The organism is Chromobacterium indicum, from assembly GCF_039708975.1.
GTDB lineage: Bacteria > Pseudomonadota > Gammaproteobacteria > Burkholderiales > Chromobacteriaceae > Chromobacterium > Chromobacterium piscinae.
Map to the genome: position 1 here is coordinate 308308 of NZ_JAYFSJ010000002.1, position 23277 is coordinate 331584.

General features: G+C 65.3%; 23 protein-coding genes. 4 read left to right on the forward strand and 19 right to left on the reverse strand.

The window, feature by feature from the left end; translation table 11 throughout:
* Positions 1-25 precede the first annotated feature (25 nt).
* Positions 26-505: a glutathione peroxidase gene (locus tag VA599_RS04120; RefSeq protein ID WP_046155556.1), complete on the reverse strand. Its 480-nt coding sequence runs from the start codon at positions 503-505 to the stop codon at positions 26-28.
* Positions 506-630: 125 nt separating this feature from the next.
* Here VA599_RS04120 and VA599_RS04125 point away from each other — a divergent pair, with 125 nt between their 5' ends.
* Positions 631-1110, forward strand: coding sequence for a DUF1841 family protein (locus VA599_RS04125; protein WP_021478735.1), 480 nt, complete (start codon positions 631-633; stop codon positions 1108-1110).
* Between the two features lie 227 nt (positions 1111-1337).
* Here VA599_RS04125 and VA599_RS04130 read toward each other — a convergent pair whose 3' ends face one another.
* Positions 1338-2288 (reverse strand): D-2-hydroxyacid dehydrogenase, encoded by a 951-nt coding sequence (locus VA599_RS04130; protein ID WP_346787732.1) that lies wholly within the window; start codon positions 2286-2288, stop codon positions 1338-1340.
* A gap of 10 nt (positions 2289-2298) precedes the next feature.
* Positions 2299-3084: a DUF2189 domain-containing protein gene (locus tag VA599_RS04135; RefSeq protein WP_021478733.1), complete on the reverse strand. Its 786-nt coding sequence runs from the start codon at positions 3082-3084 to the stop codon at positions 2299-2301.
* Positions 3085-3222: 138 nt separating this feature from the next.
* Here VA599_RS04135 and VA599_RS04140 point away from each other — a divergent pair, with 138 nt between their 5' ends.
* Entirely contained in the window at positions 3223-3549 is a 327-nt protein-coding gene (locus tag VA599_RS04140) for an FKBP-type peptidyl-prolyl cis-trans isomerase (RefSeq protein WP_046155559.1), read from the forward strand.
* Positions 3550-3610: 61 nt separating this feature from the next.
* Here VA599_RS04140 and VA599_RS04145 read toward each other — a convergent pair whose 3' ends face one another.
* Complete coding sequence (locus tag VA599_RS04145) at positions 3611-4228, reverse strand: DedA family protein (RefSeq protein ID WP_021478731.1); 618 nt, start codon at positions 4226-4228, stop codon at positions 3611-3613.
* 113 nt (positions 4229-4341) lie between these two features.
* Between VA599_RS04145 and alr the strand changes: the two genes are divergently transcribed.
* Positions 4342-5415, forward strand: a complete 1074-nt coding sequence (gene alr, locus VA599_RS04150; protein WP_346787733.1) for an alanine racemase — start codon at positions 4342-4344, stop codon at positions 5413-5415.
* Here the strand turns inward: alr and VA599_RS04155 are convergent.
* The 6 genes from VA599_RS04155 to rlmE all read right to left on the reverse strand — a co-directional run bounded on the left by VA599_RS04155 (position 5357) and on the right by rlmE (position 12954).
* Positions 5357-5917 (reverse strand): rhomboid family intramembrane serine protease, encoded by a 561-nt coding sequence (locus VA599_RS04155; RefSeq protein ID WP_346787734.1) that lies wholly within the window; start codon positions 5915-5917, stop codon positions 5357-5359. The two genes, alr and VA599_RS04155, sit on opposite strands and share 59 nt — an antisense overlap.
* A complete protein-coding gene (locus VA599_RS04160; RefSeq protein WP_346787735.1) occupies positions 5914-7827 on the reverse strand; it encodes an ExeM/NucH family extracellular endonuclease in 1914 nt (637 codons plus the stop codon). The genes VA599_RS04155 and VA599_RS04160 overlap by 4 nt, the downstream gene beginning before the upstream one ends.
* A gap of 146 nt (positions 7828-7973) precedes the next feature.
* Entirely contained in the window at positions 7974-9311 is a 1338-nt protein-coding gene (gene glmM, locus VA599_RS04165) for a phosphoglucosamine mutase (RefSeq protein ID WP_104945262.1), read from the reverse strand.
* Positions 9312-9398: 87 nt separating this feature from the next.
* Positions 9399-10235 (reverse strand): dihydropteroate synthase, encoded by an 837-nt coding sequence (gene folP / locus VA599_RS04170; RefSeq protein ID WP_429838505.1) that lies wholly within the window; start codon positions 10233-10235, stop codon positions 9399-9401.
* A 100-nt stretch (positions 10236-10335) separates the two neighbouring features.
* Positions 10336-12255 (reverse strand): ATP-dependent zinc metalloprotease FtsH, encoded by a 1920-nt coding sequence (gene ftsH / locus VA599_RS04175; RefSeq protein WP_021478725.1) that lies wholly within the window; start codon positions 12253-12255, stop codon positions 10336-10338.
* Between the two features lie 81 nt (positions 12256-12336).
* Positions 12337-12954, reverse strand: coding sequence for a 23S rRNA (uridine(2552)-2'-O)-methyltransferase RlmE (gene rlmE, locus VA599_RS04180; RefSeq protein ID WP_046155563.1), 618 nt, complete (start codon positions 12952-12954; stop codon positions 12337-12339).
* 155 nt (positions 12955-13109) lie between these two features.
* Here rlmE and yhbY point away from each other — a divergent pair, with 155 nt between their 5' ends.
* Complete coding sequence (gene yhbY / locus VA599_RS04185; RefSeq protein ID WP_021478723.1) at positions 13110-13430, forward strand: ribosome assembly RNA-binding protein YhbY; 321 nt, start codon at positions 13110-13112, stop codon at positions 13428-13430.
* 61 nt (positions 13431-13491) lie between these two features.
* On the opposite strand, the gene VA599_RS04190 is transcribed toward yhbY, so the two are convergent.
* From VA599_RS04190 to gspK, 9 genes are all read right to left on the reverse strand, one after another.
* The gene (locus tag VA599_RS04190) at positions 13492-13920 is read right to left on the reverse strand and encodes a DUF4149 domain-containing protein (protein ID WP_021478722.1); all 429 of its coding nucleotides are present in this window, start codon (positions 13918-13920) and stop codon (positions 13492-13494) included.
* A gap of 68 nt (positions 13921-13988) precedes the next feature.
* A complete protein-coding gene (greA, locus tag VA599_RS04195; RefSeq protein WP_021478721.1) occupies positions 13989-14465 on the reverse strand; it encodes a transcription elongation factor GreA in 477 nt (158 codons plus the stop codon).
* 142 nt (positions 14466-14607) lie between these two features.
* A complete protein-coding gene (carB, locus tag VA599_RS04200; protein WP_346787737.1) occupies positions 14608-17817 on the reverse strand; it encodes a carbamoyl-phosphate synthase large subunit in 3210 nt (1069 codons plus the stop codon).
* Positions 17818-17893: 76 nt separating this feature from the next.
* Entirely contained in the window at positions 17894-18544 is a 651-nt protein-coding gene (gene leuE, locus VA599_RS04205) for a leucine efflux protein LeuE (RefSeq protein WP_346787738.1), read from the reverse strand.
* A 14-nt stretch (positions 18545-18558) separates the two neighbouring features.
* A complete protein-coding gene (carA, locus tag VA599_RS04210) occupies positions 18559-19686 on the reverse strand; it encodes a glutamine-hydrolyzing carbamoyl-phosphate synthase small subunit (RefSeq protein ID WP_021478718.1) in 1128 nt (375 codons plus the stop codon).
* A gap of 203 nt (positions 19687-19889) precedes the next feature.
* Positions 19890-20639 (reverse strand): type II secretion system protein N, encoded by a 750-nt coding sequence (locus VA599_RS04215; RefSeq protein WP_346787739.1) that lies wholly within the window; start codon positions 20637-20639, stop codon positions 19890-19892.
* Positions 20636-21145 (reverse strand): type II secretion system protein M, encoded by a 510-nt coding sequence (locus VA599_RS04220; protein ID WP_346787740.1) that lies wholly within the window; start codon positions 21143-21145, stop codon positions 20636-20638. The genes VA599_RS04215 and VA599_RS04220 overlap by 4 nt, the downstream gene beginning before the upstream one ends.
* 2 nt (positions 21146-21147) lie before the next feature.
* On the reverse strand, positions 21148-22338 hold the full coding sequence (gene gspL, locus VA599_RS04225; protein ID WP_346787741.1) for a type II secretion system protein GspL: 1191 nt from the start codon (positions 22336-22338) through the stop codon (positions 21148-21150).
* Positions 22295-23263, reverse strand: a complete 969-nt coding sequence (gene gspK / locus VA599_RS04230; protein ID WP_346787742.1) for a type II secretion system minor pseudopilin GspK — start codon at positions 23261-23263, stop codon at positions 22295-22297. Before gspK ends, gspL begins: the two co-directional genes overlap by 44 nt.
* Positions 23264-23277: the final 14 nt, after the last annotated feature.

A 23277-nucleotide genomic window follows, 5' to 3' on the forward strand; every position in this document is an offset into this window, starting at 1 on the left:
CCCGCCTGCGCGGGCCGTTCGCTTTTCACCTCGCCAACAGCGCCTTGACGTCGTCGACCAGTTCGTGCGGCTCCACCGCGGGCTCGTAGCGCTTCACCACCCTCCCCCGGCCGTCGACCAGAAACTTGGTGAAATTCCACTTGATGGGATGCGGACGCTCGGAATCGGCCTGGGTCAGCCAGCGCCACAACGGATGCGCGCCGTCGCCGTTCACCTGCAGCTTGGCGAACAAGGGAAAGGTCACGCCGAAACGGCCCTGGCAAAAGGCGACGATCTCATCTTCGCCGCCCGGCTCCTGCCCGCCGAATTGGTTGCAGGGAAACCCGAGCACGACGAAATCCTGCCCGGCGAAATAGTCCTGCAGCTCCTGCAGGCCGGCGTACTGCCGGGTATAGCCGCATTCGCTGGCGGTGTTCACCAGCAGCGCCACCCTGCCCTCGTAGGCCGAGAGCGCCTGTTCGGCGCCGTCGGTCCGCTTCGCGCTAAAATCGTAGAGCGTGGTCATGGCTAGCTCCCTCCCGTATAATGCCGCAGCCCGGAATGGCAGCCGCCTGCGACCCAGATACCCTGTTGCGTTCAAGCGGCGCGCCCGCGCCGAGCCCCGCCAGCAATCGCCCGAGGTCTTTATCGATGTTGTTCAGCCCCAGCCGCCAGGATGCCCGCCGCTTCTTCTTCGACACCTGGCACAAATCCAAATCCGGCGAGACCTTGTCCGACCTGGAACAGATCGTCCTCTCCATTCTTATAGACCACCCTGAGTATCATCCCATCCTGGAAAACCCGGAGGCGTTCATGGAGCAGGAGTGGACCCCGGACATGGGCGAGACCAACCCCTTCCTGCACCTGGGCCTGCATGTGGCCATCGCCGAGCAGCGCTCCATCGACCAGCCCTTCGGCATCCGCGCGCTTTACGCGCAGCTGGCGCTGCGCCACGGCGACGAGCACCGCGCCCAGCACGAGATCATGGAATGCCTGGGCGAGATGATCTGGCATGCCCAGCGCTACGGCGGCGGCCCCGACGTCAACCGCTACATCACCTGCGTCCGCGGCAAGCTGGGCATGGGCGAAGAGGACGCGCCGCGCGTCAATCCCAACGATATCGGCGACTGACTCCGGCCGATGGACAAAAAAACACCGTGGCAGGCGTACTGTCCACGGTGCAACAAGCGGGGTAGCTCAAGCCGGCGAACCGGCAGAGCCCTTGAAAAATAGTCAACCTTATAAGCACAATCCAATTCTTTTTAAACAAAAACAACAAAATCTATCTTAGCATGACAGGAGAAGCCGGCTATCCGGTAAAGAATGCCAAGCGACATCATAAAATTTCTTCGCGCTGATTAAATCAAGCGGTTCACTTTTTCGCCGCGCGCAAACGCCTCGATATTGGCGACCAACTGCGCGGCCAGGCGGCTCATCGCCTCGCCGCTGGCCCACCCCACATGCGGGGTGACGATCAGATTGGGCAAGCGCGCCTTCAAGAGCGGATTGTCCGGCGACGGCGGTTCGCTGCTCAGCACATCGAAGCCCGCTCCCCCCAGCTGCCCATATTTCAGCGCCGCCACCAGGTCGGCCTCGTCCACCAGGCCGCCGCGCGCGGTATTGATCAGGATGGCGCCCGGCTTCATCGCCATCAGCTCCGGCTGGGCGATCATGCCGCGGGTCTCGTCGGTCAGCGGGCAGTGCAGCGACACCACGTCGGCCCGCTCCAGCGCCTCGGCGAACGGCATCCGCCCCTCCCTGGCTTCCCCCGCGCCCTTGCGCTCGGCAAACACCACCTCCATGCCGAAGGCGCGCGCCATCTCGGCCAGCCGGCCGCCGATGCCGCCGCTGCCGACAATGGCCAGCACCGCGCCGTGCACCTCGCGTATCGGCGCGCCGAAATGGCAGAACTGCCGGGACTGGCTCCAGACGCCGGCGGCGACGTCGCGCTGATAGGCCGGCAGATTCTTCATCAGCGCCATCATCAGCATGAACGCGTGCTCGGCGACGGTATGGTCGCCGTAATGGCGGATATTGCATACCGCGATGCCGCGTTCGCGGCAGGCGTCCAGATCGACATGGTTGTAGCCGGTGGCGGCGATGGCGATCAGCTTGAGGTTTGGCAGCCGCGCGATCGTTCCGCTCGACAAGGGCACCTTGTTGCTGATCACCACGTCGGCTTCGGCGGCATGAGCCGCGACCTGGTCGGCGGCAGTCGCCGGATATTCGCGGTAATGGACGGGAAAGCCAAAAACGGGAACCGGGACAGGCAAGCTGTCCCGGTCAAGGAATACGACGTTATGAGTCATTGCTTGGCGGTCATCTCTCGAAAGTGATCAGATCCCGATAGGCATGCCAGCTGGCCAGCGCCAGCACCGGCATGATGATGATCAGGCCCAGGTAATAGGTGACGAAGCCCACCACCGTCATCGCGACTATGATAGCGGCCCAGATGCCCATCGTCAGCAGATTGCGGAACACAGCCTGCACGCTGGCGATCATCGCGGTGATCGTGTCCACCTCTTTGTCCAGCAGCAGCGGGATGGCCACGACGCTGACCGAAAACACCAGTTGGGCGAACAGGAAGCCGACGGCGAAATAGGCGATCAGGAATTCCAGATTGTCCGGATTGAATGCGTCGGCGACGATCTCGTTCAGATTGGGCAGCGCCGCGGTATCGTAAAACAGCGCGAACATCAGCAGCGACACGCGGAACCAGCCGAACACCAGCACCGCCAGCAGCACCGCGTACAAGCTGAAGCCCGGCATGTTGACGCGCCAGGCGGCCATGCTGTGCAACAGCTTGACCCGACCGTGGCCGTCAAAGGCCTCCATCTGCTTGGCGATATCGTAGAGGCCGATGGCGAGGAAAGGGCCGGCCAGCAGGAAAATGGTGGCGAAGGTGATCACCAGCTCCGGCGCCTGCTCGAAATAGGCGCCCAGCAGATAACCCATCAAAACAAACACCGCGCCGTAGAACAGACAATCGGCCGGCGCCTTCTGAAAATCCCGGAACCCCCTTTTCAGCCACAACAGCGGCTGCCGCAACTCCACCTTGCGCGCCACCGGGCGCACGGGCGGAACATCGTGGTGAGTGACATCCATGGCACACCCCCTTGCATCGCGTGGAAAATAGAGACGAACGCTCTGTTTTTCGTTATATGCCACGCAGGGGAAAACACAAATCGGCCGGCCGGCTGCTACAATCCCGCGGTCAACACCATTCTCCCGGAAGGAAATAGCATGAGCGAACTGATCATCGAGGAATTGCTGGTCGGCGAAGGGGCCGAAGCCGCCGCGGGCCAGGAAGTCACCGTTCACTACACCGGCTGGCTGACTGACGGCACCAAGTTCGACTCCAGCAAGGACCGCATGCAGCCGTTCAGCTTCGAACTGGGCGCCGGCTACGTGATCAAGGGCTGGGACCAGGGCGTGCAAGGCATGAAGGTGGGCGGCAAGCGCAAGCTGACCATCCCGTCCGAACTGGGCTACGGCGCGCGCGGCGCCGGCGGCGTGATCCCGCCGCACGCGACGCTGGTGTTCGAAGTGGAGCTGCTGCAGGTGGGCTGATCATTCCGCCATCCAGCAAAAAGGCCATCCCGAGGATGGCCTTTTTCATGCGGCGCGCCGCTTACTTTTTCGCGCAGGACAGGCGGCGGCGCTTGAACCATACGAAGCCGACCACCAACAACAACACCGCCACCACGGTCAGGATGCCCGCCTGGCCGCGATGCACCATCATCATCAGCCAATCGCGGTTGGCCGCGCCGTAATAGCCGAGATAAACCCAGACCGGCACCGAGATCAGCGCGGCGAAGCCGTCCATCATCAGGAAACGCCAGTAGGACACGCGCCGGGTCATGCCAGCGGTGATGAAGATCGGGGAGCGCAGGCCTGGCAGGAAGCGGGCGACGAACAACACCCAGTTGCCGTATTTCTCGAACTTCTCCTGCACCGCCTCGAAGCGCTCCTTGGTCAGGATGCGGGCGATGGGCTTGAAGCGCAGCACCTTGTGGCCGAAGATGCGTCCGGCCAGGAACATGATGCCGTCGCCGACCAGCACGCCAGCCATGCCGACCACGAACATATAGTGCACATTGGCGTAGCCCAGGCCGGAAATCACGCCGCCGGCCACCAAAGTGATGTCCTCCGGAATCGGCACGCCGAAACCGCAAATCAACAGCACCGCAAACACGGCCACGTAGCCGTAACCAGCGAAAAAGTCGAGAAGTATCTGCAGAGTATCCATCTAGTATTCCGTCCGCCGGCTTTGTTCCAAATCATCGCAATCAAGCGGCTGGGCGGCTAATGTCCATGCACGGAGGTGTATAATAGCACACCTCTCGCACACACTTTCTTGACATGACACGCCCTATCCGGCTGGAGATTTCCCTCCCGGCCATCCGCCACAATTTCCTATCCACCCGCCAGCATTCGCAAGCCCGCAGCCTGTACGCCGTGATCAAGGCGAATGCCTACGGCCATGGCGTATTGGACACTGCAAAGGCGTTGGCCGATCTGGCCGACGGTTTTGCCCTGCTCAATATCGAAGACGCGGTACGCCTGCGCGAGGCGGGTTTCGATCAACCAATCTCGCTGCTGGAAGGTCCGTTCGACGCGGCCGAGGCCACCGCGATGGCCGACTACCGCCTGAGCGGCGCCGTCCACTCACAAGAACAGATGGACTGGCTGGCCAAAGGTTCCGCCAACCGACCGGTGGAGGTCTGGCTGAAGGTCAACAGCGGCATGAACCGGCTGGGCTTCCGCCCTGAGGAGGCCGCCGCAGCGCAAGCCCGGCTGCAAACGCTGCCGGGCGCGCGGCTGACCGCCATCATGACCCACTTCGCCACCGCCGACGAAGACTACGGCGTGGCCGAGCAATGGAGCCGTTTCGAACCGCTGGCAGCCGCCAGTGGGCTGAAAATCTGCGCCGCCAATTCCGCGGCGCTGCTGCGCCACCCGCACACCCATGGCGACATCGGCCGGCCCGGCATCGTGCTGTACGGCGCCTCGCCGTTCGAGAACGAAACCGGCTCCGACCTCGGCCTGCAACCCGCGATGACGCTGTCGGCCGACATCATCGCCGTGCAGCAGCTGCAGCCCGGCGACGCGATCGGCTACGGCCGCCGCTTCGTCGCGGACCGGCCGATGCGCATCGGCGTGGTCGCCTGCGGCTACGCCGACGGCTATCCGCGGGTAGCCGCCAACGGCGCGCCGGCGGCGATAGACGGCCAACCGTGCCAACTGGTTGGCCGGGTGTCGATGGACATGCTGACCGTGGACATCAGCCACCTGCCCCAGGCCGGCGTCGGCAGCCGGGTGGAACTGTGGGGACCGAACGCGCCGATCGAGAAGGTGGCCGCCGCCGCCGGCACCATCAGCTACGAGCTGATGAGCGCGGTGATGCCGCGGGTGCCGCGCATCGCGCTCGGCTGAAGCCGGCCAATAGCAGCGGCGCCAGCACGGCGCCGCCGACATGGGCCGACCACAGCACCGGCTCGCCGCCCGGCCCCAGGTTAGGCCACAGCCCCTGCCAGGCCAGGCGCAGCAACAGCGCCGTCACCAGGCAGTGGCCGGCGGTTTCGCGCCGTTTCAGCCAGGCCAATGCCGCCCACCAGCCATACACCACGCCCGACGCGCCGAGAAACGGTTGCGGCTCGGGCAAGGCCAGCTGCTGCAGCGCGATCAGCCAGGGCAGCAACAGCGCCAGCGCGCACAGCGGCCAAGCGGCGCGCCGCCCCCCCAGGCCTGCCAGCAACAGCAGGCTGGCGCTGTTCAACGCCGCGTGCCGCCAGTCGGCGTGCACCCAGCTGGCGGTGAAGGCCCGCCACCATTCGCCGCCGGCGGCCGGATCAAACAGCCAGCGCCGCGCCGTTTCGCCCCAAGGCGTCAGCAGCGGCAGCAGCGCCGGCAGCAAGCTGGCCGGCGGCAGCCTCACTTGCGGCGTCGCCAGGCCAGCAGGCCCGCCAGGCCCAGCATGCCCAGAGCCATCTCATCCGCGCCGGCGATAGGCACCAGTTGCAGGTCGACATACAAGGGATCGTGATCGGACGAACGATAGGCGTCGGGCGCGTAGTAATTCTGCCGCTGGGCGGCGGACTTGAACTCGCTGCTGTATTCCAGCGCGGTCGGCTCATCGGCGTTGATGTGCCACTCGCCGGCGGCGGCCACCCATTTCGTCAGCGAGGCATCCGCCAAGGCATGGTCGAGGTTGCCGGACTCGCCCTGGTAAACGTAGGAATAGGCGTCCTTCTGGAAACGCGCCAGCAGATTGGACAAGCCGCCGTCCTCAAAGGCGCGGATCGGGTCCTCCTTGGCGTAGGCGTTCATGTCGCCCATCACCAGCAGGCCCTCTTTGGAAGAGACGCGGCGCTGCTTCGCCCAGCGCACGAGGTCCTGCGCCGCCTGCACGCGGGTCAGATTGCAATTGCCCTGGCCGTCGCCGGTATCCGCGTCGGGCGCGCCGTTCACCTTGACCTGCTCGCAGCTGCTGCCCTTGGACTTCAGATGGTTGACCACCAGCGTCAGCTTCTTGCCGTCGGCGGCGAAAGTCTGCGCCAGGCTGAGGCGGTTCTTGGCCGGATCGCCCACCGTCAGCGCCTGCGCCGCGCCGTCGGGCTTCACCCGCGACGGACGGTAGAGCATGCCGGTAGTGATGGCGTCGGTGCCGATCCTGGGTAGGCCGGGATCGACGAAGCGGTACTGCTTGTCAGCATCCTGTCCCGCGTTCAGCGCGTCGACCAGTTCCTTGACCGCCGACTGCGGACCGAAACCGTCGTTTTCCAACTCCATCAAGCCCAGCACGTCGGCGTCCAGCTGGCGGATGGCGCTGACTATCTTGGCCTTCTGCCGCAGGAAGTCATCGCGGGTCTTGGCGCCGCGCTCGGTCGGGAAACCGCCGCCCAGGCCGTCGCCGTTGAAGAAATTGAGCACGTTGAAACTGGCCACCCGCAGCTGGCCCGCCTTGCGCGCCGGCGCCGCCGCGCGGGGATTGGCAGCGGAAACCTGCGGCAGATACAACGGCTGGACGCGGTAGGCGCCGTTGCTGAACGACACCACGCCAGTCAGGCCGTCCAGGCGGTCCCCCACCCGCAGCGTGTTGGCGGCGGACAGCCCGCCCGGTCCCGGCAGCCAGGCGTCGGCGTTCTGCCAGGTCTTGCCGTCGTCCAGCAGCAGACGGTCGCGCGGATTGGCCGCGCGCAGCGCCTGGGCCTCGGCGCTGCCGGGGCGGTATAGCTGGGTCGGCACCCACTGGCGCGCCTGGCTGGACAGCGCCAGCTCGCCGTAGCGGCCGTAGTTGTAGCTGTCGACGACGAATAGCGGCTGCTCGAACTTGACAACCATGCCGGCCAACGACTCCAGCTGGGCGGCGTCGCCGCTCAGCGGCAGGCGCAGGCTGATCGGCGCCAGCTCCCCCTGATAGCCGCACAGCTGCACATCGGCCGCGGCCGATGGCTGCAGCTGGGTCTCGGTGCGCGCGTCGCCCTTGCGGCCGAACTCCAGCACCTTGCCGCGCACGCCGACCGCGTCGCCGGCCTTCAACGTCGGCAGGGCCAGCTTGCCGGTATAAACATATATGCCCTCGGAAGTTGCGGGATCGGCGTCCTGGTTCTGCGGCGCTTCCTGGATGAAGAAGCCCACCGGGCCGTCCTTGCCGTACAGCAGGCTGCTGACCACGCCCTGCACGGCGACGGTCTTGCCCTGCATCGGGCTCTGGGGACCGTTGCCCTGAACCTGGTGGATGCGCGCGTCGGGCAAGCTGCAGGCTGCCTGCGCCTGCAGGCCGGCCAACGCCAGCGAAGCGGCGATGGCGACGCGGGAAAGGGTGAATGCGGGTATTGTTCTCATCTTTTTGTCATCCTGAGTAGAGGTGCGGCAATTCTATCCACAGATTGATGACATTCAAGTTTATTATTATCGGATAGCAAATTTTTGACACAAAAAATGCCAACCTGTACAGGTTGGCATTTTTGTCGGCCCGCTGCGCGGAACGATCAGGAAGCGATCTTCTCGATCGCCGAGGCGATGGCTTTGGCCCAGATGTCGGCCAGCGCCTTGTCGTCGGCCTCCACCATCACCCTCACCACCGGCTCGGTGCCGGACGGGCGCAGCACCACGCGGCCGCGGCCATTCAGAGCGGCCTCCGCCTCCGCCAGCGGAGCGGCGGAAGCGCCCTTCCAGTCGCAGCCGTTGTGACGGACGTTGATCAACGTCTGCGGGAAAGGCTGCCAGTCGGCGCAGATGTCTGCCAGGCCCGTGCCCAGTTGCTGCACCGCCGCCAACACCTGCAAGCTGGAGATGATGCCGTCGCCAGTGCTGTGCTTGTCCAGGCACAGGATGTGGCCGGAGGCTTCGCCGCCCACCTGCCAGCCATCGGCATGCAGCATTTCGAGCACGTAGCGGTCGCCGACCTTGGCGCGGCCGAAGGGCACATCCTGCTTTTGCAGCGCCAGCTCCATCGCCATATTGGTCATCACGGTGCCGACCACGCCGCCCTTCAGTTCGCCGCGCGCGGCGCGCGCCTTGGCGATCACGTAGATCAGTTGGTCGCCGTCGTAGATGCGGCCGGCGGCGTCCACCATGATCAGGCGGTCGCCGTCGCCGTCCAGCGCGATGCCGAAGTCGGCCTGGTGTTCCAGCACCGCCACCTGCAGCGTCTTGGGATAGGTGGCGCCCACCTTTTCGTTGATGTTGTAGCCATTGGGCTCGCAGCCGATTTCCACCAGTTCCGCGCCCAGCTCGTGGAATACCTTGGGCGCGATATGGTAGGTGGCGCCGTTGGCGCAATCGACCACCAGCTTCAGGCCTTTCAGGCTGAGCTCGTTGGGGAACGTGCTCTTGCAGAATTCGATGTAGCGCTCGGCGGCGCCGTCGATGCGGCGGGCCCGGCCCAGCTCCAGCGACGGATTGGTGGCCATCGGCTGTTCCAGCATCGCCTCGATCTCCAGTTCCAGCGCGTCGTCCAGCTTGTTGCCGCCTTCGGCGAAGAACTTGATGCCGTTATCCTGGAACGGATTGTGGGAAGCGGAAATCATCACCCCGGCTTCCAGCCGCAGCGCTCGGGTCAGGTAAGCGATGCCCGGCGTCGGCAGCGGGCCGGTCAGCAGCACGTTGACGCCGGCGGCGGTGAAGCCCGCCTGCAGCGCCGCTTCCAGCATATAGCCGGAAATCCGGGTGTCCTTGCCGATCAGCACCGTAGGGCGGCTGTCCTTGTCATGGTTGACCAGCACGCGGCCGGCCGCGTAACCCAGCTTCATCACGAATTCCGGCGTGATCGGAAATTTGCCGACCTCGCCGCGCACGCCATCGGTGCCGAAATATTTGCGACTCATTCAGTATTCTCTGTATCGGTTCAAGGCCTTGGCAGGCGCGATGCCCGCCATTTTGCCACTACCGCCGGGGGGAAAACCAGCGTCAAATCAACAATCCCGCAGCGCCTGCCACAGCTGCAGCGCCTGCCGCGTCGCCTTGACGTCGTGCACGCGTATCACCGCCGCGCCGCGCCGCGCCGACTCCAGCGCCGCGCCGACGCTGGCGCCCAGCCTTTCCGACGGCGCGTCCTCGCCGGTGATCGCGCCCAGCATGGACTTGCGCGACAGGCCCACCAGCAGCGGCGCGCCAGCCGTCCTCTCAATCTCGTCCAAGCGCGAGAGCAGCGCCAGATTGTGCTCCAGCGTCTTGCCGAAGCCGAAGCCGGGATCGACCAGCAGCCGCTCGCGGGCGATGCCGGCATCCAGGCACTGCTGGAGACGGCGTTTCAGGTAATCGGCCACCTCGGCCACAACGTCGGCGTACTCGGGCCGATTCTGCATCGTGTCCGGATTGCCCTGCTTGTGCATCAGACACACCGCGGCGCGGCTGGCGGCCGCTAGCGGCAGCGCGCCCTCGTCCTCCAGCGCCGATACGTCGTTGATCAGATCCACCGCGCCAAGCCGCAGCGCTTCCCGCATCACCTCGGCGCGGCGGGTATCCAGCGACAGCGGCGCGCCGATGCCGCGCAGTTTCTCCAGCACCGGCATCACCCGCGCCATCTCTTCCTCCGGGCTGACGAAGGGCGCGCCGGGCCGCGTCGATTCGCCGCCGATGTCGAGGATATCCGCGCCCTCGGCCAGCATGGCCTCGGCGCGCGCGAGCGCATCGTCGACGCGGTTGAAGCGGCCACCGTCGGAGAAGGAATCCGGCGTGACGTTGAGAATGCCCATCACCAGCGGACGGGACAGATCGAGCGCGAAGCGCCCGCATTGCAAGGTTTTCATCATGGCTCTCGTTGCTGACGTCCCTGGCCGACGCGGCGGGGAGCTGAAAGAAAACCGGGCAAGCCCGCGAAGGCTTGCCCGGTTATGGAGGATGCGGCGATCAGACTTCCTGGGCCGGGTCCGAGGTGGCCGACGAAGCTGCCGGCTCCTCCGGTTCGGCCGGCTTGTCATCCGCCTTGGCGGCGAAACCGGAGCCCGGCTTCGGCGGACGCGGCGGCTTGCCTTCCATGATGTCGTTGATCTGCTCGGCGTCGATGGTTTCGTACTCCAGCAGCGCGGCGGTCATCGCCTCCACCTTGTCGCGGTTCTCTTCCAGCAGGCGGCGCGCCAGCGCGTACTGCTCGTCGATGATGCGGCGGATTTCCTGGTCCACCTGCTGCATCGTCGCTTCCGATAGGTTCTTGTGGGTGGTGATCGAGCGGCCGAGGAAGACTTCGCCCTCGTTCTCGCCGTACACCATCGGGCCCAGCTTGTCGGACATGCCGTAGCGGGTGACCATGTCGCGCGCCATCTGCGTCGCGCGCTCGAAGTCGTTGCTGGCGCCGGTGGTCATCTGGTTCATGAACAGCTCTTCGGCGATGCGGCCGCCGAACAGGATGGCCAGACGGTCCATCAGGTAGCCGCGGTCGTAGGCGAAGCGGTCCTGTTCCGGCAGCTGCATGGTCACGCCCAGCGCGCGGCCGCGCGGGATGATGGTGACCTTGTGCACCGGATCGGACTTCGGCAGCAGCTTGGCGACGACGGCGTGGCCGGACTCGTGGTAGGCGGTGTTGCGCTTCTCCTCCTCGGTCATCACCATGCTGCGGCGCTCTGCGCCCATCATGATCTTGTCCTTGGCGGACTCCAGGTCCTCCATGTCCACCAGCCGCTTGTTGCGGCGGGCGGCGAACAGGGCGGCCTCGTTGATCAGGTTGGCGAGGTCGGCGCCGGAGAAGCCCGGCGTGCCGCGCGCGATCACCTCGGCGTTGACGTCGGCGGCGATCGGCACCTTGCGCATGTGCACGTTCAGGATCTGCTCGCGGCCGCGGATGTCCGGCAGCGGCACGATCACCTGGCGGTCGAAGCGGCCCGGGCGCTGCAGCGCCGGGTCCAGCACGTCCGGACGGTTGGTCGCGGCGATCACGATCACCGTGGAATTGGTGTCGAAGCCGTCCATCTCCACCAAGAGCTGGTTCAGCGTCTGCTCGCGCTCGTCGTTGCCGCCGCCGAGGCCTGCGCCGCGCTGGCGGCCGACCGCGTCGATTTCATCGATGAAGATGATGCACGGCGAGTTCTTCTTCGCCTGCTCGAACATGTCGCGCACGCGGGCCGCGCCCACGCCGACGAACATTTCAACGAAGTCGGAGCCGGAGATGCTGAAGAACGGCACCTTGGCCTCGCCGGCGATGGCCTTGGCCAGCAGCGTCTTGCCGGTGCCGGGAGAGCCGGCCAGCAGGATGCCGCGCGGGATGCGGCCGCCCAGGCTCTGGTAGCGGGAAGGATCGCGCAGGTAATCGACGATCTCCTTTACCTCTTCCTTGGCCTCGTCGCAGCCCGCCACATCGGCGAACACCACGGTGTTGGCGTCCTGGTCCAGCATGCGCGCCTTGCTCTTGCCGAACGAGAACGCGCCGCCCTTGCCGCCGCCCTGCATCTGGCGCATGAAGAACACCCACACGCCGATCAAGAGCAGCATCGGGAACCAGCTGATGAAGATGCTCATCAGCATCGACGGCTCTTCTTCCGGCTTGGCGGAGAAGCGCACGTTGTTCTTGATCAGGTCGTCGACCAGCTGCGGGTCATACGGCGCGAAAGTGGAGAACGCGGTGCCGTCGGTCAGTTTGCCCTTCAGCCACTGGCCGCGCAGAGGATGCCCCTCGATGGTCAGGGATTGCACCTTGCCCGACTCGACATCGCTGACGAACTGCGAGTACTCGAGCTGGTTCTGGGTGTCCTGGCGCTTGTTGAACTGATTGAAGACGGTCATCAGAACCAAGCCGATGATCACCCAGATGGCGATGTTTTTGCCGATATTGTTCACGAGTGGCGGACTCCTCTGTGCCCTGACTTTTTGGTTGCTTGTATTGAATGGCTACGATTGTACGCTGCGCGCCCTTTTATGTCAGCGGCGACCCTTGCCCAGCAGATAGATTTCACTGGAACGGTCCCGCGACGCCTTGGGCTTGCGCGTCACCACCTCGTCGAACAGCTCTCGCATGGCCTTGAGATAGGACTGGAAATCGCTTCCCTGGAACACTTTGACGAGAAAATGTCCGCCGGGTTTCAAATGATCGCGCGCAAATTCCAACGCCAGCTCGCATAGCAGGAAACTCCTGGCCTGGTCGATGGCGCTCATGCCTGACATATTGGGCGCCATATCTGAAATTACAAGATCGAGCTCGCGTCCGCCCAGCAATTGCTCGAATTCGCGCAAAACCTCTTCCTCGCGGAAGTCGCCCTGGATGAAATCGACGCCGGGCACAGGATCCATCTCCAGGATGTCCAGCGCGAACACCTTGCCCGAATCGCCGACGATGCGCGCCGCCACCTGCGACCAGCTGCCCGGCGTGGAGCCCAGGTCGGCCAGCACGGTGCCGGGGCGGATCAGCTTGTCCTTGTCGTTGATTTCCAGCAGCTTGTAGGCTGCGCGGGCGCGGTAGCCGTCCTTTTGCGCCATGTTCACATAGGGATCGTTGACGTGCTCCTGCAACCAGCTGTTGCTGCTCTTGCTTCTTGCCATACGCGGCGGTGCTTTCTGTCGGTTCAATCGTCAGGATAGCCGATGCGCGCCGGGCGGCGCGCTATCCTGTTGTTTTTCGGTTATTTCAGCCCCAAACTTTGGGCCTGGAGCCAAATTCTAGTAGAATCGCGTTTTGCTTTGAATTCCATGTTTCCATGAAAATTGACATCAAGCCGTTTCAGCGCAAGTACCTACAGGGTCTGGCGCACGGCATCGACCCGGTGGTGATGGTAGGCAACAACGGTCTGACCGAGTCCGTGGTGCGCGAAATCGCCATCAGCCTGGACGCCCACGAACTGATCAAGGTGCGCGTGCAAGGCGACGACCGCGAAGCCCGCATCGCCATGTTCGAGCAGATCTGCGAAGAACTGGGTTGCGCCCCGGTGCAGCACATCGGCAAGCTGCTGGTGCTGTGGCGTCCCAGCGACAAGGCACGCATCGCGCTGCCGAAGAACAAGCAGGCGATGAAGGGCTGAGCCCTCCCGCCTGGCGGATGAAAAAAAGCGGTGGCTGGGCCACCGCTTTTTTATTGCCCCATCACTCGCTGCGCCAGATATAGGCGAGGCCGAGCACGCTCTGCACCAGGTAAATCAGGCTGGAAATCGCATGCCAGGTGGCGAAGCCGCCGCCGAACAGCCCTTCCGCCGCGTGGTTCATCTGCTGCTTCAAGGTGACGATGATGGGCGCGACGCCGAACTGGTTGATCAGCGTGCACGCCAGCATGCCGACTATCAGCCAGAACGCGCCCTGTTTCAGGCCCGCCACCCCGTTGCGCCATACCTGGTCGACCAGCAGGAACACCCCGCACACCAGTCCAACCCAGGCGATGGCCGCGAACAAGCGGCCTGCCACCATGCCGGCGGTCGCCGCGTCCAGAGACTTGAACAGCACCGGCGCCACGATCAGGCCGATCACCCACAAACCGCCAATCCACAAGGTCTTGGCCACTGCACGCAAGCCGTCCATTTCCACCCCCATGCTCGGCAACAGACGCGGCCGATGAAAAACGCGCGGTCAATGCCGCGCGGTCCGGATCAGATGTATTTGACGTCGAGCACTTCGTACTCGCGGATGCCGCCCGGGGCCACCACCTCGGCCACGTCGCCCGCTTCCTTGCCGATCAGCGCGCGCGAGATCGGAGAATTGACCGACACCTTGCACACCTTGATGTCGGCCTCGTCGTCGCCGACGATCTGGTAAGTGACGTTCTCTTCGGTTTCCAGGTCCATCAGATTGACCGTGGCGCCGAATACCACGCGGCCGTCGGCGTCCAGCTCGGACGGATCGATGATCACGGCATTGGACAGCTTGCCTTCCAGCTCGGCGATACGGCCTTCCACGAAGGCCTGGCGTTCCTTGGCCGCGTCGTACTCGGCATTTTCCGACAGGTCGCCATGCGAGCGAGCCTCGGCGATCGCCTCGATCACCGACGGGCGCTCCACGCTCTTCAAGCGTTGCAGCTCTTCCTTCAGAAGCTCGGCGCCGCGTACAGTCAACGGGACTTTGATCATTACAGTATTCTCCACAGGCGGTTGTCCGCCTTCATCAAAAGCACAAGCCGCCGTACGGGACGGCGGCTTGCGCGAGCGGGTTTGAGCGGAATTGTAACGGCAAATCGCTTCCGCATCAAAGCCTACCGGCGGCCACTCCCTTTCAGCCGGCGATCTGCGCGTGCAGCTGCTGCACGCTGTACACATCGAAGGATTCGGCGTGCTTCAGGCCCACGCACACCGCCTTGGCGGCGGACAGCGTGGTGTACTGCGGCACGCGCGCCTGCAGCGCGGAGCGGCGGATCGAATGGCTGTCCTGGATCGCGGTGCGCTGCTCGTCCACGGTATTGATCACCAGATCCACCTCGCCGTTCTTGATCATGTCGACGATGTGCGGACGGCCCTCGTTCACCTTGTTGACCACTTGCACGATCAGGCCGGCATCGGTCAGGTGCTTGGCGGTGCCCCGCGTCGCGCAAACGCCGAAGCCCAGGCGCTGCAGCTCGCGCGCCACGTCGACGGCGCCGTTCTTGTCGGAGTCGCGCACCGACAGGAACACCTTGCCGGTCTTGGGCAGGCGGTCGCCCGCGCCCAGCTGCGCCTTGACGTAGGCTTCAGCGAAAGTCTTGCCGACGCCCATCACCTCGCCGGTGGACTTCATTTCCGGTCCCAGGATGGTGTCCACGCCGGGGAACTTGATGAAGGGGAACACGGCTTCCTTCACCGCGTAGAACGGCGGGATCACCTCCTTGGTGAAACCCTGCTCGACCAGGCTGATGCCGGCCATCGCGCGGGCGGCGATCTTGGCCAGCGGCGCGGAGGTCACCTTGGAGACGAAGGGCACGGTGCGCGAAGCCCGCGGGTTCACTTCCAGCACGTAGATGGTGTCGCCCTGAATGGCGAACTGCACGTTCATCAGGCCAACCACGTTCAGCGCGCGGGCCATCGCCTCGGTCTGGCGGCGGATTTCGTCCTGCAGCGCCGGGAACAGACTGTAGGCCGGCAGCGAGCAGGCGGAATCGCCGGAGTGAACGCCGGCCTGCTCCACGTGCTGCATGATGCCGCCGATCACCACGGTTTCGCCGTCGGACACGCAATCGACGTCCACTTCGATGGCGTCGTTGAGGAAGCGGTCCAGCAGCACCGGGCTGTCGTTCGACACCTTCACCGCCTCGCGCATGTAGCGTTCCAGGTCGGCCGGCTCATGGACGATCTCCATCGCGCGGCCGCCCAATACGTAAGACGGGCGCACCACCAGCGGGTAGCCGATTTCGTCAGCCAGCTTCATCGCTTCGGCCGGCGCGCGCGCGGTGCGGTTCGGCGGCTGCTTCAGGCCCAGCTCGTTCAGCAGCTTCTGGAAGCGCTCGCGGTCCTCGGCGGCGTCGATCATATCAGGCGTGGTGCCGATGATGGGCACGCCATTGGCCTCCAGCGCGCGCGCCAGTTTCAGCGGGGTCTGGCCGCCGTACTGGACGATGACGCCGAACGGCTTCTCGATGCGGCAGATTTCCAGCACGTCTTCCAGCGTCAGCGGCTCGAAGTACAGGCGGTCGGAAGTGTCGTAGTCGGTGGACACGGTTTCCGGGTTGCAGTTGACCATGATGGTCTCGAAGCCGGATTCGCGCAGGCTCAATGCCGCATGCACGCAGCAGTAGTCGAACTCGATGCCCTGGCCGATGCGGTTGGGCCCGCCGCCCAGCACCATCACCTTCTTGCGGTCGGACGGGTTGGACTCGCACTCTTCCTCGTAGCTGGAGTACATGTAGGCGGTGTTGGTGGCGAACTCGGCGGCGCAGGTGTCGACGCGCTTGTACACCGGGTGCAGGTTCAGCGCCCAGCGCTTGGCGCGCACGGCGGCCTGGTCGGAGCCCAACAGTTCGCCCAAGCGGCGGTCGGAGAAGCCCTTGCGCTTCAGGCGACGCAGTTCGGCGTAGTCCATGTCCTCGATCTTGCGGCCCGCCAGCGTCCGCTCCTCGCCGATGATGTCCTCGATCTGGGCCAGGAACCACGGGTCGATCTTGCTGACGGCGTGGATGTCGTCGCGGCTCATGCCGATGCGGAAGCCGTCGGCCACGTACAGGATGCGCTCCGGTCCCGGCGCGCCCAGCTCGTGGCGGATGGCGGCCTCGTCGGAGGTCACCGAGTCGAAGCCGGCCAGGCCGGTTTCCAGGCCGCGCAGCGCCTTCTGCATCGATTCCTGCAAGGTGCGGCCCATGGCCATCACTTCGCCCACCGACTTCATCTGGGTGGTCAGGCGGTCGTCGGCCTGCGGGAATTTCTCGAAGGCGAAACGCGGAATCTTGGTGACGACGTAGTCGATCGACGGTTCGAACGAAGCCGGGGTGGCGCCGCCGGTGATGTCATTCTTCAGCTCGTCCAGCGTGAAACCGACCGCCAGCTTGGCCGCGATCTTGGCGATCGGGAAGCCGGTGGCCTTGGACGCCAGCGCCGACGAACGCGACACGCGCGGGTTCATCTCGATGACGATCATCTCGCCGGTGGCCGGATTGGTGGCGAACTGCACGTTGGAGCCGCCGGTATCCACGCCGATCTCGCGCAGCACCGCCAGGGAGGCGTTGCGCATGATCTGGTATTCCTTGTCAGTCAGCGTCTGTGCCGGCGCCACGGTGATGGAGTCGCCGGTGTGCACGCCCATCGGGTCGAAGTTTTCGATCGAACAGATGATGATGCAGTTGTCGTTCTTGTCGCGAACGACTTCCATCTCGTATTCCTTCCAGCCCAGCACCGACTGCTCGATCAGCAGCTCATGGGTGGGGGAGGCTTCGAAGCCGCGCTCGCAGATCGCCAGGAACTCTTCCTTGTTGTAGGCGATGCCGCCGCCGGAGCCGCCCATGGTGAACGACGGGCGGATCAGCGTCGGGAAGCCCACCTTGGTCTGCGCGTCCAGCGACTCTTCCATGGTGTGGCAGACGAAGGACAGCGGGCAGGACAGGCCGATCTTGGCCATCGCCTCCTTGAAGCGGCCGCGGTCCTCGGCCTTGTCGATCGCGTCTTCGGTGGCGCCGATCAGCTCGACCTTGTACTTTTCCAGCACCCCGTGCTTGGCCAGGTCCAGCGCGCAGTTCAGCGCGGTCTGGCCGCCCATGGTCGGCAGGATGGCGTCCGGACGCTCCTTGGCGATGATTTTCTCCACCACCGGCCAACTGATGGGCTCGATATAGGTGACGTCGGCCATGTCCGGGTCGGTCATGATGGTGGCCGGATTGGAGTTGACCAGGATGACTTTATAGCCTTCCTCGCGCAGCGCCTTGCAGGCCTGGGCGCCGGAGTAGTCGAACTCGCAGGCCTGGCCGATGACGATCGGGCCGGCGCCAATGATCAGAATGCTTTTGATGTCGGTACGCTTTGGCATGGCTTCTACTCTTTGATGACTTGTATTTTTCCGGCCGCGCCCCCTCCCCGGCGGCGCGGCATGTTTACTTTCGACCTTACAGGCTGGCCGCCGCCAGCTTGGCGCCGAACCCGACGAACACCGCGCCCACCGAGCCGCCCAGCGCCGCCGTCAGCTTGCGGCGGCGGCGGAAGGCCGCGGCCAGCTTGTCGCCCAACAGGATCAGCATGGACAGGTTGGCGATGCTGCAGCACTGGACAATGGCGCCCAGCGCGGCGAAGGTGACAGCCGGGTGCGGATAGGCCGGATCGACGAACTGCACGAAGAACGACACGAAGAACAGAATGGCCTTCGGGTTCATCAGGCTGATCAGCAACGCCTTGCGGTACGGGTGGCCGCCGGACAGCGCCGACGCCTTGGCCGGCGACTCGTCGCCTCGGCGCGCGCGGCTCCAGGCCAGGATGCCGGACTTCAGCATATTGACGCCCAGCCAGGCCAGATAGCCGCCGCCGATGTACTTGACCACCGCGAACAGCGCCGGGTTGGCCTGCAGCAGGCCGGCCGCGCCGGTGGCCGCCAGCGTCATCAGGATGAAGTCGCCGCTGACCACGCCGCCGGCGGCGGCGAAACCCGCGCGCTTGCCGCGCTGCGCCGCCACCGACAGCACGTACATGGCGTTCGGCCCCGGCAGCAGGATCACGATCAGCGTTCCTATCAGGTAGGTGGTAAGGTCGGTAATGCCCAACATGATTCGACCCCGCCTTACTGCCGTTCCGCCATCGCCGCGATGAAGCGGTCGAACAGGTAGGCCACGTCCTCCGGCCCCGGACTCGCTTCCGGGTGGCCCTGGAAGGAGAACGCCGGGCGGTCGGTCAGCGCGATGCCCTGCACCGTGCCGTCGAACAGCGAGCGATGGGTGACGCGGACATTGGCCGGCAGGCTGGTCTCATCCACCTGGAAGCCGTGGTTCTGGCTGGTGATCATCACGCGGCCGCTGTCCAGATCCTGCACCGGATGGTTGGCGCCGTGGTGGCCGAACTTCATCTTGGAAGTGGCGGCGCCGGTGGCCAGGCCCAAAAGCTGGTGGCCCAGGCAGATGCCGAACACCGGCAGTTTGGTCTCCAGGATGTCGCGGATCGCGGCAATCGCGTAGTCGCACGGCTCCGGGTCGCCGGGGCCGTTGGACAGGAACACGCCATGCGGATTCATCGCCAGCACATCTGCGGCCGGCGTCTGCGCCGGCACGATGGTCAGCTGGCAACCGCGCTCGGCCAGCATGCGCAGGATGTTGTGCTTGACGCCGAAGTCGTAGGCCACGACGTGGTAGCGGGTGGACGATTGCACCTGGTAGCCCGCGCCCAGCTTCCATTGCTTCTCGGTCCAGGCGTACGGTTTCTGGCAGCTGACGACCTTGGCCAGATCCTGGCCGGCCATGCTGCCGAAGCCGCGCGCCAGTTCCAGGGCCTTGGCCTCGTCGATGTCGCCGGCCATGATGCAGCCGGCCTGGGCGCCCTTCTCGCGCAGGATGCGGGTCAGCTTGCGGGTGTCGATGTCGGCGATCGCCACCACCTTGTGCTTCTTCAGGTAATCGGACAGCGAATCTTCGGCGCGGAAGTTGCTGTGCAACAGCGGCAGATCGCGAATGATCAGCCCTGATGCAAAAACGGCGCGGGATTCGGTGTCTTCCGAATTCGCGCCGACATTGCCGATGTGCGGATAAGTGAGTGTGACGATCTGCCTGGTATAGGAGGGGTCCGTCAGGATCTCCTGGTAACCGGTGATGGCGGTATTGAATACCACCTCGCCGACCGTGTGGCCGGCGGCACCGATAGCACTACCTCTGAAAAGCGTGCCGTCAGCCAAGACAAGGATTGCGGGGAGGTTTGACACTGGCTGGCTCCTGTTGCATTGCTCGGGCGCTTACACAAAAACCGGCAGCGCCGGTTTTGTTGTTTTACACCCTGGGATTTTCAAAATTCTTATGTGAATAACGGGACTCGGCGCCTGCGCCTGTCCCGTTTGGTTAAACCTTTCTATAGTACCGCGCATTTTGCACTTGCACAATACGACAGACGCCATTTTTCAAAAAAACGTCACATGCCCGGCTTCACCTGCCAGCTGACGCTGGTCGGACCCGCTGGCTGGCCCAGCATCAGCATCAGAGGCTTCAAGGCGTCGTACTTGTCCTGCGGGCTGTCAGCGGTGCCGACCATGTGGAAAGCGCCACCGACCGGCAACGCGCCCTGGCCGCTGAGCATCAACGGCCCTTCCAGCGTGGACAAATTCAGGTTCAGCCCCTGGCCCGTGCCGGCGACATCCAGCTGGTAGCTGCCAAACGGCAGCACCGTGGTCAACGGCGACGACGCGCCGCGCCAAGCGATCTGCACCGCGCCGCTGACATCCTTGCCCTGCCGCGCCAGTTGCGGAATGTTCAGCTGCAGCTCGCCGCCCAGCCGCGCCGCCTGCCAGGTCTTGGACAAATCGGCCAGCGCCGCCACCGGCAGCGACAAGGCCAGCCCCCTGACCTCCTGCTTGCCGAAACCGAGCTGCAACATGCCCGGCTGGCCGGCGCTGTCCAGATGCCAGACCAGCAGGCCGGACAGCAAGGCCTTGGGCTGCCATTTCCACGCCAGCGGACTCATGCTGCGCACCTCGCCGGCCGGCCCGAGGTAGACCAACTTCGCGCCGCCGTCCCAAACCGTGCCCCTGGCCTCGCTGACGCTCCAATGCCCGTCGCTGTAGCGCGACACCGGCCAGGACAGCCAGCTCGCCGGCAGCGACGACAACAGGCCGGCCAGCAACAACAGGGCCAATCCCAGCCACTTCAAAATGCGCCGCCTCATGCCGCCGCCCCCGCGTGCGCCAGCAGCGCCTTGATCTTCACCTGCCCCGGCACCGGCTGCGCCTCCGCCTTGACGTTGACCACCCGCACCTGCTGCTGCGCGGCCAGGATGCCGACAAAGCGGACCCAGTCGTCGAAGCCGACCACGCCCTCCATAGCCACGCCGGAATCGCCGTCGGCGTTGAACTGCAGTCCGGCCACGGACAGGCCCTGGCTCTTGGCCGTCTGCTGCAGCAGCGGGATCAGCTCCTTGGCAGGCAGCGGCGATTGCGCCGGTTGGCGCTTGAGCTTGGCGGCCTCGTCGGCCAATGCGTTCACCGCGCCCAGCTCGGCCTGCAGCCGCGCGACCGACGTCCGGTTGCGCTGCAGGGACGAGCTGGCCGGCTCCCATACCGCCAGATAGAGCAGCGTCGCGCCCAGCACCGCGGCCATCGCCGCCAGCAGCCGCTGCTCGCGCGGGCTGCGCTGGCTCCAGTATTCGAGAAATTGTTGCTTGTAGGCTTTCATCGTCACGGCTCCCGCGCCACCACCAGTTGCTTGCTGCCTGGCTGGCTGCTCGTCGCGTCCAGCATGATCTGCCGCGCCGCCAGCAGCTTGCGCCAGCGCGCCAGGCTTTCCGCCGGTACCTCGCCCACCTGCAGCTTGAGCCTGCCGGCTTCGTACTCCAGCGTCCGCACTTGCAGCTCGCGCCCGCTGACCGCCGCCAGCGCGCCCATCAGCTCCACCAGATCGTCGCGCGCCGGCTGGCCGTGGCTCAGCCTGAGCTTGTCCACTGCCCGCGTCATCGCCAGCGCGCTGCTGCCCGGCTGCGCCTGGCCGCCTATCCACGGCGTGGCTGCCGCTCGGATCTGCTGCGACAGGCTGTGCTTCCGCCACGCGTACCAACCTGACTGGCCCAGCGTCAGCGCGATCTGCGCGATCAGCAGCCCGCCCAGCAGCCAGCCGGTCTTTTTCAGTGACGGCGCCCAGTCGCGCCAGTAGCGGTTGGCGGCCAGATCGCCCTGGGCGAAGTCGTAACCCGCGTGGCGGCGGCCGCTGCGCCAGTCGTGCGCGTCGCCGCGCGCGGCTTCGCCTTGCCAACCGGGCAGATGGGCCAGCACCTCGTCGGCGCTGTCCACCCCGTGCAAGCGCAGCCGCGCCGGCTGAGTCGCCGCCAGCAGCGAGGCGAACAGGGCGTGCTCCATCTGTCCCCCGCTTCTCGGCAGGCTGGCAGCGTACGGCGCGGCGGCGCGCACCAGCCAGCGGTCGGCCAGGCGGGTCACGCTCCAGCCGTCCGCCGGCGGCGGCGCGAGCAGGCATTCCTCAGGCACGATGCGGTCGCACAGCCGGCCCAGATTCTTGAGCATGGCCACCGCGCGCCGCAGACTGGCCGCCTCGGTCACCGCCACCGCGCGCCGGCCGCCGGCCAGCGCCTCGCCCAGCGCGTAAAGGTTGGCGCCGGGATCGTTGGCCAGCCCCTCTTCCAGCGCGAAACCCATCACGGCCGGCGTCGGCTGCTTGACCGCGTCAGGCAGCTTCACGTCGGTGAACAGCGTGCGGCCGGCCGGCAGTACCAACTCGCACTGGTCGGCCTTGGGCCAGCCGCCGGGCGCGCTGTCTCCCTGGGCGGAGAGCTCGCCGCGGGCGTTCAGCAGGGCCCAGGGCAGGCCGGGCTCGCTATCGGGCCAGCCCGGACGCAGATACAGTCGCAGCGTCGTCATGTTTGTCTCCACCTGGCCGCGCCTGCGGGCTGCGGCCATTGTTGCCTTCTTGTCGCCAAACCAGTTTGACGATGTTCTGATTGCTGTAAATCATCGCCCGCATCGACAGCCTGGCCTTGCCGTAGCCGGCCCGGCTGTTCAACAGGAAATAAGAGGATCCGGCGCCGATGTCCACGTCCTGCAAGGAAACGCCGCCGCCCGGCAGCCTCGCCTTGAAATCGTTGGCGTCCTTGAAATAATTGGTCTGGCGCTGTTTCATCAACACCATCATATTGCCGTCGCCCAAGCCGGGCACCATCGCCTTCAGCACCTCGCCGGTCGCGGTGTTGACGTTGATCTGCGTCACCGACGGCGGCAGCGCCGCGATGTGTGGCAAAAGCTTCTCCATCACTTCGGGCGTGTAGCCCGGCAGCCAGCGCAGCATCTCTACCCGCGGCAGCGGGCGATTGGGCTGCGGCGCCGCGGCCGCACCATCCGCCGACGGCTTGTCGTCCTCGTCCTTGCCGCCGCGCAGCGCCTTCAGCAACGGCTCGGACAACTTGCTCGGCAAGCCCAGCGAACTCAGCAGCCGCTTGTAGAACTTCAGCTGCTTGACGTTGGTCTGGCCATTGAGCACCAGCGAATTGATGTTGAAACGGCCCTGCAGATCCTCCAACGCGCCACTCACCTTCACGCCCTGCGCCTCGGTCTGCGGCAGCGGCTGCGCCCACAGCTGGGACAGCGCCACCACGCCGTTGCCGGCCGGCCCGTTGTTGAAGCGCAGGATTTCCATCGCCCAGCCCAGGCCGGCGTCGGCCACCAGCCGCAACTGGGCGCGGCTCTTGTCGTTCTCCAGCTGGTGCCACCACAACCCCTGCTGCCACAGCACCAGGCTGGCCGCGGTAGTGGCCAGCGCGACGATCAGCAGCGCCATGATCACGGCCATGCCGGATTGCCGCC